Origin of the sequence: Amaricoccus sp. (assembly GCF_036846665.1) — a bacterium.
Lineage (GTDB): Bacteria > Pseudomonadota > Alphaproteobacteria > Rhodobacterales > Rhodobacteraceae > Amaricoccus.
This window is the reverse complement of sequence record NZ_DAIUBO010000116.1, coordinates 1-11738: the sequence shown is the minus strand read 5'-3', so window position 1 is coordinate 11738 and position 11738 is coordinate 1. Positions and strand designations below refer to the sequence as shown.

Sequence of the window (11738 nt, the reverse complement as noted above, 5' to 3'; positions counted from 1 at the left end):
GCGCCCCGGTCAGAAGCGCGCGACCGCCGCGAGGACGAAGGACCGGCCCGGCTCGGCGAGCGGCGTGACGTCCACGAAGTCCTGGCCGTAGGTCGAGCGTGCCGAATACTGCCGGTCGAAGAGATTGCGCACCTCGGCGCGCAGCGTGACCGTCGGCAGCGCGGCCGGCTCGTATTCGGCGAAGACATTGACCACCTGATAGGACGGCAGCGCCCGCCCGCCTTCCGTCGCCTCGGTGTCGTCGTTCTCCAGCCCGAATTCGGCGTCGCCGCCGAGGGTGAGGCCGTGGGCGGGGAAGCTGTGGGTCGCGTCGACGACGAAGGCCTGCCCGGCGGGCACCCCGAGGTAGTTGCCGAGATAGCTGTCGGCCACCAGCCCGTCGATCTCGACATCGGTGTCGGTGTAGCCCACCCGGACCTGCCCGTCCGCCCAGGCGTAGCCGGCGGCGAGCTCGAATCCCTCCGAGGTCAGGTCGCGGCTCTCCGCGCCGTTCGTCCAGGTCGCGGTGCGCACGTCGTCGAGATCGGTGCGGAACCAGTTCGCCTCGAACAGGAAGGCGTCGCGGGAATAGGCGAAGCCGGCCGTCACGTTGTTCGCCGTCATCGGCTGCGGGTCGTCGGCATAGTCCCAGTCCGGGTTCATCAGGAAGTTCTCGGCCAGCGACGGTCCGGCCCAGACATGCGAATAGGCGGCCCGGACCGTCAGCCCGTCGGTGAGGTCGTATTCGCCGCCGATATTGCCCGAGAAGCCCGAATCGTCCCAGGTCGCGCCGTTCACCCCTTCGAGCCGATGGAAATCGTAGCGCCCGCCGATCCCGATCCGGGTCCGCTCGAAGGGCTCCAGCCGCGCCTGGGCGTAGAGCCCGAAATTGCGTCCCGTCTCCGTCGCCGAATAGTCGGGATCCGAATAGGTCGCCTCGTCGCGATAGGCGTCGACGCCCGCCACCACGGTCCCGAGCCCGAGGGCGAACTCGTTCTCGATCCGCCCCGAAAGGCTGCCGGTCTCGCCCTCGCTGCCCCATGGGTCGGGCACGCTGAGCTCGGTCTGCGCATAGCCGATCACCACCCGCGGGTCGCGCCAGCCCTCCGGGCTCTCGTCGGTATAGGTGAAGACCAGGTTCTGGCGGGTGATGTCGTATTGCCGCAGGCCGTCGTTGAAGCCGACGCTGGTGATGTTGGCGCGGAACGGCCGGTCGGCATCGTCCGCCACCCGCTCGTAGCCGAGCTCGAACCGGTGGCCCTCCTCCGATTCCCAGGCGCCCTTGACCAGGCTCGAGATGAAGTCCGTCTCGCTGCCGTCGACGATGTTCCCGTCGCCGTCCTCGAAATCGTTGCCCTTGCCGACATTGACCGAGGCGAGCAGCTCGAAGCCGTCGCGCATCCCGTAGGCGGTGAAGGCGCTGGTCGCGACATTGCCGTTGAAGTCGAAGGTGTTGTAGGAGCGCGCCCCGATCCCGGCCTCGAAGCCGAGCAGGTCGCGCGCGTCGATGGTCTCGTAGGTCACCGCGCCGCCGAGCGCCCCCGGCCCGGCATCCGCCGGCGCCACGCCCGCCTCGACGCGGGCCTGCGCCAGCAGCGCCGGGTCGATGACATTGGTCGAATTGTGGTGGAAGATGCGGTTGTTCTGCCGCGCCCCGTCGATCGAGACGGCAAGGTTGGTCTCCTCGACACCGTTGACATAGAGCTTCTGCGACATCGGGATCGAGCTGCCCACCGAGACCGAGGGCGTGATCCGGAAGAGATCCGCGAGATCGCGCGGCGCCAGCCGCTCGATGTCCTGCGGACCGATCACCACCTGGCTCGCGCCCGGCACGTCGACCCCGGTCGCGCCGGTGACGAGGATCGGGCCGAGCAGCAGCCCGCCGTCCCCGGCCGTTTCCGCCGCCGTCGCCGTCGCCGACAGCACCACCGTCTGCGGCCCGGTGAAGCTGAACGAATACCCGGACCCGGCCAGCAGCTGCCCGAGCGCCGCCTCCGGGCGCAGCGGGCCCGAGACCGGCGCCGAGGTCCCGCCGATCCCGCCGCCCGGCGCGATCACCTGCACGCCGGTCGCGGCGGTGAAATCCGCCAGCGCCGCCATCATCGGCTGAGCCGGAATATCGAAGGCGACGGCCGCCCCGGCCGCGCCCTGCGCCCGGACGCCCGCGGGCAACGCCAGCGCCAGGCCGAGCGCGAGCAGTGAGGCGCCGCTCGGGCGCGATCGAAGTATCGCCATGTCAACTGTCCCCGGATTGCCGCGCTCCCGCGCGGTCTTCAGGTCCAAGGACGCGCGGAGACGGCAAACCCGTAACGCGCCTGCCGGGCCGGTGGCGGATCGGCGCATCCCCGCCGACGCGCGTCATCGCGAAGAGGTTGCAACGACCGCCTCCGGGCCGGATGATGCGAACGGGATTGTCCCGCTGCTGCAGTGTGGCCCGCACGACGGAGGTACGGATGCCTGATCGACGCAAGATACTCGCCGCGATCCTCGTCGCGGCCGCCGCCCCGGCTGCTGCCCAGTTCACCGGACCCAGCGTCCAGGGCACGCCGTCCACGGTCGCGGAGGTCCAGAATGCGCGCGTCGGAAGCTACGTGACCCTCGAGGGCAACGTCGTCGCGCATCTGCGGGAGGATTATTATCGGTTCGCCGACGCCACCGGCGAGATCCGGGTCGAGATTCCGGCGCGCACCTTCGCCGGGCAGCAGGTCGAGCCCGCGACGCGGGTTCGCATCATGGGCGAGATCGACCGCGGCTTCGGCGGCCGATACATCTGGGTGAAGTCGCTCACCCTGCCGTAGCGCCCGCCTCGTCCGCGGGGCACGGCATGGGAGGGCGATGCTTTGCGCACGCCGGCTCTACCGATAGATCAGGGTCGCAACGCCCAGGCGCACCGTCCGCAGGCCGAGCCCCGATTCGAGCGCGTCGAGCAGCGCCGCCGGGTCGTCCTTGCGGAACACGCCGGAGAGCCGCAGCGCACGCACCCCGGCCTGCGGGATCACGACCCGGCCGCCGTCCGCCCGGTCGAGTTCGGCGGCGACCTCGGCGAGGGTCCGGTCCTCGAAGGCCAGGAGCCCGCGCCGCCAGGCGAGCGCGGACGCGAGGGCCGCCGGCCCGGGCGCGCCCAGCGCCCCGGCGGATGCCTCCACCATCTCGCCGTCGGCCAGTTCGACCTGGGCATGGGCCTCGCGCACCGCGACCCGGCCATGCTCGACGACCACCGCCACCGCGCCGCCCTGCCGCTCCACCGCGAAGGCGGTGCCGAGCACGATCGTCTCGACGCCGCCGGCCATGACGACGAAGGGTCGCGTCGCATCCGGCGTCACCTCGAAGAACGCCCGCCCGCGCAGGAGCGTCACCCGTCGCGATTCGGCATCGACGGCGGCCTCGGCCGCCGAATCGCCGTCGAGCGTCATTCGGCTGCCGTCGGCCAGCGCGACCGTGGCCTGGGTGCCGGGATCCGTGGCATGGTCCGGCGGATCGCGCAGCAGAATCCCGCCCGCGAGCAGAAGCAGCAGGCAGGCTGCGGCCGCCATGGCGAGGCGGCGGCGGCCGCGCCTGCGCCCGCGCTCGGCCGCCGCCAGCGCCGCGGCCGGCGCCTCGAGCGCGTGCCAGAGCCTCCCCGCCGCCGCGAAGGCATCCGGGTGCGCCGGATCGGAGTCGAGCCACTCCCTGAACGCCAGCCGGTCCGCGTCGTCGAGCGCCGGGCTGCCGAGCCGCACCACCCAGGCCGCCGCCTCCCGGTCCATTCGCGCCTGTGATGTTGGTTGGGCTGCCATTTCGGGTGGCTTCTACCACGTCAGGGGCCGGCGATCATCGGCCCTCGTGTTCCCGCTTCCAGGCGAGGCAGATATCGAGCGCCGCCCGCAGGTCCTTCTCCACCGTGCTGAGCGATACGCCCAGGTCGCGGGCGATCTCCGCCTGCGGCATCCCGTCGAGGCGGCTCATCAGGAAGGTCCGTCGCCGCCGCTCCGGCATGGAGGTCAGCATCTTGACCAGGCCGCGCAGCTCCTCGCGGGCCGCCAGCGCCGCCTCGGGATCGGGCGTCTCGGTTGCCGAGGCGGCCGCGACGGCGGGCCGCGCCGCCTCGCGGTGGCGGCGGCGGCGGAGCCGGTCGATGGCGAGATTGCGCGCCATCCGGACGAGAAGCCCCTCGCCCCGCGGCTCGACCGCGCCCGCGAGCAGCCGCACGAAGACGTCCTGGACCACGTCCTCCGCCTCGCGCGCGTCCGCCGTGATCGCCGTGCCGATGCGGCCGAGCCGCCCGCGCTCGCGCACATAGAGCTCCGAGACAAGAATGCTCGACAGGTTCATCCGCTGGCCCCCGGACTTCCAATTCAGGCGCCCCGGGCCCACCGCCCGGAGTATTCCCGCCTCTGGGTCGCGCCGAGGGTTCGGCCATGCTGCCTGCGGATACCCGACTCTTCTTATCGACTATTGACCTGCCGGGCAACCGCTTCGCCCCCGGCCCGCTAACTTTCCTGCGCGCCGCCGCCGGTGCATGGGTGGTGCACGGATCGCGCATGCGGCCGGCAGCGTGGATCCGGCCCGCGCGAAATTATTTGACAGTTCTTGTCAGGTATAGGCATCCTCGTCAGCCAGGCGGTCGGACCAGGCGATCGGCTGGCGCGCCAAGCCATTGGTCAGGAGGGGTATTCAAATGGGCAGCACCATCTCGAAGCATGTTTCCGAGGCGATCGTCAGGACCGAGAAGGCCGGACGCTACCTGCAGCAGCTGTCCAAGCATTTCGGCCACAAGGTCCCGGTCCAGGGCGACGAGCGGCAGTGTCACATCGGATTCCCGATGGGCGCCTGCACCCTCGAAGCCGAACCGGGCTCGAACACCCTGACCCTCCGCCTCACGGCAGCCACGGCCAAGGACGTGGGACGGCTCGAGGAGATCGTAGGGGGGCACCTCGTGCGCTTCGCCTTCCGGGAGGACCTGCGGGTGGACTGGAATTCGATCGGCAAGGCCTGATCCCGCAGGCGGCAAGGCTTCGCGGCGCCTTTCCCCAACTCTGGCAACCGGCGTGGCGCTACCCCTTGGGCACGGGGGAATCTCTGGTCGGCAAGGGTGCGAAAACGCAACGATGTCGAAGAGCAAGCAGGCGAGTGATGCGCGGGGCCACTTCCGCTTGACGAGCAGGACCCCGTCTGCATCGACGATGACCTTGGGCGGCTCGCCGAGCGTCTCCATCCGCAGGGCGCCGACGGCGGTCCCGTCCCTCCAGACCAGCACCAGCGAGCCCCCGCCTAGGGCCTTCCACCAATCGGTCATGGCCGTCCAGACCCGGTCACGCACGGCTGCGGTCATGTCGGGCGCGACATAGGTGCCGGGCGTCCCGAGCATGACCGAGGCCAGGAAGCTCCGGTAGCGCGCCTCGACGTCGCGGGTCACGATCATCGTCAGGGGCATCAGGGGTCGCGTCCTTCGATCAGGGCCTCGATGCGCTCGATCATCGCCGGGATGATGCCCTGCCGCGAAAGCGCCTCGCCGGCCAGCTTGCGCGTGATCCGCTCGACGTTCTCGGGCGGATGCATGGGCCAGCAGCCGCAGCGCGTCGTGGCTGACAGTCGATCCCGGGCCCAGCAGAATGATCGAGACCCCCTGCAGCGGGATGGCGTGGTCCCCAGGCGTCAGCGCCTCGGATGTGGTGGTCTCGCCCTGCAGGAAGGCAGCAGGGTACGGGGAAGCCCGAGCCCCTGCCGCCCCCAGCGCGCGATCTCGACGACGTCCTCCGCTCCGGCCGGCGTGCCGCGGAGCACGACCAGCAGGATCCCCGGCGGCGGCCAGGCCGCCGTCCACGCCTGCCGCGGGCCGCCGCGGGCCGAGACGTGGTCGCGCAGCGCCTTGCCGGGCATGGGAAGCCTCCCGAGCCTCGAGCCTTCCCATGAATTGCGGCAAACCCCGTGCCGGAATCCCCCTCGCCTTCGAGCGATCGCCCTGGCCCCGAGGGCTCGGACTTGTCTCGGGCGGCCGGATCGTTCTATCTGGAAGACGTCCGCGTCAGGAGATGCCCCGTGACGAGCCTGAAGAATCCCACCCCGATCGCGACCGTCTTCGGCGGTTCCGGCTTTCTCGGCCGCTACGTGACCCAGCGACTGGCCCGCGCAGGCTGGAGGGTGCGGGTCGCCGTGCGCCGGCCGAACGAGGCGCTCTTCGTGCGGACCTATGGCGTGGTCGGGCAGGTCGAGCCCGTGCAGGCCAATGTCCGCGACGAGGAATCCACGCGCCGGGCGATCGAGGGCGCCGATGCGGTGATCAATTGCGTCGGCATCCTGGTCGAGACCGGGAAGCAGCTCTTCGACGCGGTTCAGGGCGAGGGTGCGGCGCGGGTCGCGCGCATCGCCCGGGAAGAGGGTGTGGGCCGGCTGGTCCAGATCTCCGCGATCGGCGCCGATGCGGAGAGCGACAGCGACTATGCCCGCAGCAAGGCGGCGGGCGAGGCGGCGGTGGCCGAGGCCTTTCCGGGCGCGGTGATCCTGCGGCCCTCGATCATGTTCGGGACCGACGACGATTTCTTCAACCGCTTCGGCGCCATGGCGCGCCTGTCGCCGGTGCTGCCGCTCGTCGGCGCCAAGACGCGGTTCCAGCCGGTCTATGTCGACGACGTGGCGGCCGCGGCGGTCAAGGCGGCGACCGAGGAGGTGGCGCCGGGCATCTACGAATTGGGCGGCCCGGAGGTGGAGTCCTTCCACGGGCTGATGCAGCGCATGCTGCGGCTGATCGAGCGGCGGCGCATATTGGTGTCGCTGCCCTTCCGGGTGGCGCGGTTCCAGGGCGCGATGCTCGACTTGGTGCAGCGCTGGAGCTTCGGGCTCTTCACCAACACCCTGCTGACCTCCGACCAGGTCCGCCTGCTCGCCCGCGACAATGTCGTGGCGCCGGATGCGCGCGGCTTCGAGGCGCTTGGCATCGTGCCGACCGCGATGGAGGCGGTGCTCGAGGACTACCTCTATGCCTACCGGCCGCATGGCCAGTTCGACGCGATCACCGCCTCGGCGCGGAACCTTCGCGAAGGCTAGGTCCCCGTCGCGCGTCGCCGTCAGCGGGGCGGCTGGCCCTGCGCTGCGCGGAAGCCGGGCTCAGCCGTAGGCGATGGCGAGCAGCACGATCCCCAGGACCACCCGATAGACCACATAGGGCGTGAAGCTGATGCTGCGCAGGAGGCGCATCATCAGGCCGAGCGCGACATAGGCGGCGCCGAAGGCGAGCAATGCGGCGATCGCGGCGTCCTTCGCCACGGCCCAATTGGCCTGGCCGACCACGTCCGTGGCGAGCAGGGTGCCGGAGGCGATGATGGTCGGGATCGACATCAGCATGGAGATCCGCGCGCCGTCCTCGCGGCGGAAGCCGAGCAGGCGGCTCGCGGTGATGGTGATGCCGGAGCGCGAGGTTCCGGGAACCAGCGCCACCGCCTGCCAGAGCCCCATCACGATCGCATCGCGCAGGCGCCAGTCGGCGATCGTCCGGGTGGAGGGGCCGCGCCGGTCGGCCCAGTAGAGGAATATCCCGAAGCCGAGCATGGTCCAGCCGATCAGCGCGACCGAGCGCATGGCCTGTTCGAGCCCGGTGATCTTGAAAAGGAACCCGGCCAGAACCACCGGGACGGTCGCGATCGCGATGAGGCCGGCGAAGGCGGCCTCGGGGGTTCGCCGGCCGGTCAGAAGGTGGATCGTGCCGCGGAAGATCCGGGCGACGTCCTGGCGGAAGAAGAGCATCACGGCGCCGAGGGTGCCCACATGCACGGCAACGTCGATCACCAGCCCCTGGTCGGCGGTTCCGAGCGCCCAGGGCAGCAGGATCAGATGTCCCGAGGACGAGATCGGCAGGAACTCGGTGATGCCCTGCACGAGCGCGAGGATGGAGAGCTGGAACAGCGGCATGTATCCTCGCGGCAGGCCGAATCACCGCCGGCGACCATAGTGGCCCGGCAGCACAGGTTTAAGATGGGGCGATAGGTCCGCTATTTTACCTAGTTTGCGTATCGGAGCGTGACATCCTCGCTGACGAGGCGAAAGTTTGTCGTTATAGGTCAGTAAGCTTTACTTTTCTTGGCTCTTGAGATCCGGTATCAGGGATTGGTCTTTGTCTGGGACGGGGACCGGGAGAGTGGAATGGCTGAACAGCGTATGCTGAAATTCGTCAAGATCGCGCGCCACATGCCGGACAAGCGCGGCGCGGAGGAGCGGCGGGGCGATTTTCACGAGATCTATCGCGAATTCGCGGCCGAGAAGGCGGCGGAACAGGCGGGGCGCTGCTCGCAATGCGGCGTGCCCTATTGCCAGACCCATTGCCCGCTGCACAACAACATCCCCGACTGGCTGAAGCTGACCGCGGAGGGAAGGCTCAGGGAGGCCTACGAGCTCAGCCAGGCCACCAACACCTTCCCCGAGATCTGCGGGCGGATCTGTCCGCAGGACCGGCTCTGCGAGGGCAATTGCGTCATCGAGCAGGCCGGGCACGGCACCGTCACCATCGGCGCGGTGGAGAAGTACATCACCGACACCGCCTGGGAAGAGGGCTGGGTCGAGCCGATCACCGCGGCGGAGGAACGCCCGGAGAGCGTCGGCATCATCGGCGCCGGCCCGGGCGGGCTGGCGGCGGCGGACGCGCTGCGCCGGGCCGGGGTGCAGGTGACGGTCTACGACCGCTACGACCGTTCCGGCGGGCTGATGGTCTATGGCATCCCCAGCTTCAAGCTGGAGAAGGAAGTGGTGGTGCGGCGCAACGACCAGCTCGCGGAGGGCGGCGTCACCTTCCGGCTGAACTGCAACGTGGGCGCGGACGTCACCTTCGCCGAGATCCGCGAGACCCATGACGTGGTGCTGATCGCGACCGGGGTCTACAAGTCGCGCGATCTGGGGGGGCCGGGCGCGGGGCTCGACGGGATCGTGCCGGCGATCGAGTTCCTGACCGCCTCGAACCGCAAGGGCTTCGGCGATGCGGTGCCGGATTTCGATTCGGGCGCGCTGAACGCCGAGGGCCGGCGCGTGGTGGTGATCGGCGGCGGCGACACGGCGATGGATTGCGTGCGCACGGCGATCCGCCAGGGTGCGGCGAGCGTGACCTGCCTCTATCGCCGCGACCGGGCGAACATGCCCGGAAGCCAGCGCGAGGTCGCCAATGCCGAGGAAGAGGGCGTGCATTTCGCCTGGCTGACCGCGCCGCGCGGCTTCATCGGCGAGGAGCGGGTCAGCGGCGTGCGGGTGGCGCGGATGCGCCTCGGCGCCCCGGACGCCACCGGACGGCAGCGGCCCGAGGAGATCGAGGGCGCCGATTACACCGAACCGGCCGACCTGGTGATCAAGGCCCTGGGCTTCGACCCGGAGGATCTGCCAAAGCTCTGGGGCACCGACGGCCTGGAGGTCACGCGCTGGGGCACGATCAAGGCGGATTTCCGCAGCCATGCCACCAGCCTCGAGGGGGTCTATGCGGCGGGCGACATCGTGCGGGGCGCGAGCCTCGTGGTCTGGGCGATCCGCGACGGGCGCGAGGCGGCCGAGAGCATCCTGGACTGGCTCGGCCAGCGTTCGGCCCTGCTCGCCGCCGAGTGACCGGCGTGGCACGGGAGGTCCATGCGGAGGTCATGCCCGCGATACGGATGGGCTCACCGGATGGAAGGGCAGCGATGATGACCTTTTCGCGCCAGATGGAGGCCGTGCGATGATGCGGGGCCGGTGCCTCTGCGGCGCGGTGACGCTGGAAGTGCGCGCGGCGACCCCGCTGCTCTCGGTCTGCCATTGCGAGATGTGCCGGCGCTGGGCGGGCCAGGCGATGATGATGTTCGAGGCACCCGCCGCGGCGGTGACCGCCATGGGTCCGATCCGGCGCTATGCCTCGTCGCGCTTCGCGGAGCGGGCCTTCTGCGCGACCTGCGGATCGGCGCTCTGGATGCGCGACACCGGGGAAGGGGCCGAAGACGCGGTGTTCGAGCTGCTGCCCGGGGCCTTCGGGGCGGCGGCGGATTTTCCGATCGACCACGAGATCTATGCCGACCGGGCCTGGAAGGCGCACGGCTTCGCCGGCGACCATCCCCGGATCACCCGGGCGGAATACGAGGCGGCGCATCGGTTCGTGCCCGACGGTGCGGCCGCCGGCGCGGCGGGAGAATGACCATGCGCGCCGCCGGAAGCCCGACCGCCGTTCCGACCAACCTCAAGCTCGGAGAGCTGCCATGACCACCTGTGACGAAAGCTGGGCCGCCCGACAGGAGGCGAGATTCGCGCGGCTGAAGGCCGAGGGGCTCTACCATCCGAGCGAGGAGCACGATTCCTGCGGCGTGGGCCTCGTGGTGGCGCTCGACGGCGCGCCGCGGCGGCAGGTGGTGGAGAACGGCATCCGGGCGCTGCGCTCGATCTGGCATCGCGGCGCGGTGGATGCCGACGGCAAGACCGGCGACGGCGCGGGCATCCATGTGCAGATCCCCACGGCCTTCTTCGAGGACCAGGTGCGGCGCACGGGCCACGAGCCCAAGGGCGACCGCATGGCGGTCGGCCAGATCTTCCTGCCGCGCTCGGATTTCGGCGCGCAGGAGGCGGCGCGGACCATCGTGGAGACCGAAGTCCTGCGCATGGGCTATTACATCTACGGCTGGCGGCACGTGCCGGTGGACATCACCTGCCTCGGCGAGAAGGCCAATGCGACGCGCCCCGAGATCGAGCAGATCCTGATCTCCAACGCCAAGGGCGTGGACGAGGAGACCTTCGAGCGCGAGCTCTACGTGATCCGCCGCCGCATCGAGAAGGCCGGATCGGCGATCCGCGACTTCTACATCTGCTCCATGTCCTGCCGGTCGATGATCTACAAGGGCATGATGCTGGCCGAGCAGGTCGCGGTCTTCTATCCCGACCTGATGGACGAGCGCTTCGAGAGCGCCTTCGCGATCTACCACCAGCGCTATTCCACCAATACCTTCCCGCGCTGGTGGCTGGCCCAGCCGTTCCGGATGCTGGCGCATAACGGCGAGATCAACACGCTCAAGGGCAACCTGAACTGGCTCAGGAGCCACGAGATCCGCATGAGCTCGGATTACTTCGGCGAGCTGGCCGAGGACATCAAGCCGATCGTGGCGCCCGGCTCGTCCGATTCGGCGGCGCTCGACAACGTCTTCGAGGTGCTGGTGCGCGCAGGCCGGATCGCGCCGATGGCCAAGTCGATGCTGGTGCCCGAGGCCTGGTCGAAGCTCGCCACCAAGATGCCGCAGGCCTGGCTCGACATGTATTCCTATGCCAATGCGGTGATCGAGCCCTGGGACGGGCCGGCGGCGCTGGCCATGACCGACGGGCGCTGGGTCTGCGCCGGGCTCGACCGCAACGGGCTAAGGCCCATGCGCTACGTGGTCACCGGCGACGGGCTGGTGATCGCCGGCTCCGAGGCCGGCATGGTGCCCACCGACGACCTCAGCGTGGTCGAGAAGGGCGCGCTGGGGCCGGGGCAGCTGCTGGCCGTCGACATGGTCGGGCAGAAGCTCTACCATGACGCGGAGATCAAGGACCACATGGCGGCCTCGCGGCCCTTCGGCGAATGGATCGCCTCGGTGGTCGATCTCGAGAACGTCACCCAAGGCATCGAGGAGCGCCCGGTCCACGAGGGCGCCGAGCTGCGCCGGCGGCAGATCGCGGCGGGCTATTCGATCGAGGATCTGGAGACGATCCTGCATCCCATGGCCGAGGACGCCAAGGAGGCGATCGGCTCGATGGGCGACGACACGCGCCCGGCGGGGCTCTCGGACCGCTACCGGCCGCTCCGCCACTACTTC

General features: G+C 70.1%; 12 protein-coding genes and 1 pseudogene. 6 read left to right on the top strand and 7 right to left on the bottom strand.

The window, feature by feature from the left end:
- Positions 1-9: 9 nt before the first annotated feature.
- Entirely contained in the window at positions 10-2214 is a 2205-nt protein-coding gene (locus V7050_RS12310; protein WP_324370397.1) for a TonB-dependent receptor, read from the bottom strand.
- Between the two features lie 218 nt (positions 2215-2432).
- On the opposite strand from V7050_RS12310, the gene V7050_RS12305 reads away from it, so the two are divergent.
- Positions 2433-2777, top strand: a complete 345-nt coding sequence (locus tag V7050_RS12305) for a YgiW/YdeI family stress tolerance OB fold protein (RefSeq protein WP_324370395.1) — start codon at positions 2433-2435, stop codon at positions 2775-2777.
- A 57-nt stretch (positions 2778-2834) separates the two neighbouring features.
- On the opposite strand, the gene V7050_RS12300 is transcribed toward V7050_RS12305, so the two are convergent.
- The gene (locus V7050_RS12300) at positions 2835-3725 is read right to left on the bottom strand and encodes a FecR family protein (RefSeq protein WP_324373668.1); all 891 of its coding nucleotides are present in this window, start codon (positions 3723-3725) and stop codon (positions 2835-2837) included.
- Between the two features lie 64 nt (positions 3726-3789).
- Positions 3790-4290 (bottom strand): RNA polymerase sigma factor, encoded by a 501-nt coding sequence (locus V7050_RS12295; RefSeq protein ID WP_324366328.1) that lies wholly within the window; start codon positions 4288-4290, stop codon positions 3790-3792.
- 346 nt (positions 4291-4636) lie between these two features.
- On the opposite strand from V7050_RS12295, the gene V7050_RS12290 reads away from it, so the two are divergent.
- A complete protein-coding gene (locus V7050_RS12290) occupies positions 4637-4954 on the top strand; it encodes a DUF2218 domain-containing protein (protein ID WP_324366326.1) in 318 nt (105 codons plus the stop codon).
- Between the two features lie 174 nt (positions 4955-5128).
- On the opposite strand, the pseudogene cas2e reads toward V7050_RS12290, so the two are convergent.
- From cas2e to V7050_RS12275, 3 genes and pseudogenes are all read right to left on the bottom strand, one after another.
- Positions 5129-5380, bottom strand: a pseudogene (cas2e, locus tag V7050_RS12285) (type I-E CRISPR-associated endoribonuclease Cas2e); the annotation flags it as partial.
- 11 nt (positions 5381-5391) lie between these two features.
- Positions 5392-5517 (bottom strand): hypothetical protein, encoded by a 126-nt coding sequence (locus V7050_RS12280; RefSeq protein ID WP_324366324.1) that lies wholly within the window; start codon positions 5515-5517, stop codon positions 5392-5394.
- A gap of 96 nt (positions 5518-5613) precedes the next feature.
- Positions 5614-5838: a hypothetical protein gene (locus tag V7050_RS12275; protein ID WP_324366322.1), complete on the bottom strand. Its 225-nt coding sequence runs from the start codon at positions 5836-5838 to the stop codon at positions 5614-5616.
- Between the two features lie 159 nt (positions 5839-5997).
- Between V7050_RS12275 and V7050_RS12270 the strand changes: the two genes are divergently transcribed.
- Positions 5998-7002, top strand: coding sequence for a complex I NDUFA9 subunit family protein (locus tag V7050_RS12270; protein WP_324366321.1), 1005 nt, complete (start codon positions 5998-6000; stop codon positions 7000-7002).
- 60 nt (positions 7003-7062) lie between these two features.
- On the opposite strand, the gene V7050_RS12265 is transcribed toward V7050_RS12270, so the two are convergent.
- A complete protein-coding gene (locus V7050_RS12265; RefSeq protein WP_324366319.1) occupies positions 7063-7863 on the bottom strand; it encodes an undecaprenyl-diphosphate phosphatase in 801 nt (266 codons plus the stop codon).
- 231 nt (positions 7864-8094) lie between these two features.
- Between V7050_RS12265 and V7050_RS12260 the strand changes: the two genes are divergently transcribed.
- The 3 genes from V7050_RS12260 to V7050_RS12250 form a co-directional block, all read left to right on the top strand.
- The gene (locus tag V7050_RS12260; protein ID WP_324366317.1) at positions 8095-9534 is read left to right on the top strand and encodes an NAD(P)-dependent oxidoreductase; all 1440 of its coding nucleotides are present in this window, start codon (positions 8095-8097) and stop codon (positions 9532-9534) included.
- Positions 9535-9643: 109 nt separating this feature from the next.
- Positions 9644-10093, top strand: coding sequence for a GFA family protein (locus V7050_RS12255; RefSeq protein ID WP_324366315.1), 450 nt, complete (start codon positions 9644-9646; stop codon positions 10091-10093).
- A 61-nt stretch (positions 10094-10154) separates the two neighbouring features.
- Positions 10155-11738 (top strand): glutamate synthase central domain-containing protein (locus V7050_RS12250; RefSeq protein WP_324410595.1); only part of this gene is annotated, 1584 nt, incomplete at its 3' end.

What these genes read in the sequence shown, in the direction of transcription:
- V7050_RS12290 (WP_324366326.1), top strand. Translation starts at nt 4,637, where the DNA reads ATGGGCAGCACCATCTCGAAGCATGTTTCCGAGGCGATCGTCAGGACC.
- V7050_RS12255 (WP_324366315.1), top strand. Translation starts at nt 9,644, where the DNA reads ATGATGCGGGGCCGGTGCCTCTGCGGCGCGGTGACGCTGGAAGTGCGC.
- V7050_RS12310 (WP_324370397.1), bottom strand. Translation starts at nt 2,214, where the DNA reads ATGGCGATACTTCGATCGCGCCCGAGCGGCGCCTCACTGCTCGCGCTC.
- V7050_RS12300 (WP_324373668.1), bottom strand. Translation starts at nt 3,725, where the DNA reads ATGGACCGGGAGGCGGCGGCCTGGGTGGTGCGGCTCGGCAGCCCGGCG.
- V7050_RS12260 (WP_324366317.1), top strand. Translation starts at nt 8,095, where the DNA reads ATGGCTGAACAGCGTATGCTGAAATTCGTCAAGATCGCGCGCCACATG.
- V7050_RS12275 (WP_324366322.1), bottom strand. Translation starts at nt 5,838, where the DNA reads ATGCCCGGCAAGGCGCTGCGCGACCACGTCTCGGCCCGCGGCGGCCCG.
- V7050_RS12295 (WP_324366328.1), bottom strand. Translation starts at nt 4,290, where the DNA reads ATGAACCTGTCGAGCATTCTTGTCTCGGAGCTCTATGTGCGCGAGCGC.
- V7050_RS12280 (WP_324366324.1), bottom strand. Translation starts at nt 5,517, where the DNA reads ATGCATCCGCCCGAGAACGTCGAGCGGATCACGCGCAAGCTGGCCGGC.
- V7050_RS12265 (WP_324366319.1), bottom strand. Translation starts at nt 7,863, where the DNA reads ATGCCGCTGTTCCAGCTCTCCATCCTCGCGCTCGTGCAGGGCATCACC.
- V7050_RS12305 (WP_324370395.1), top strand. Translation starts at nt 2,433, where the DNA reads ATGCCTGATCGACGCAAGATACTCGCCGCGATCCTCGTCGCGGCCGCC.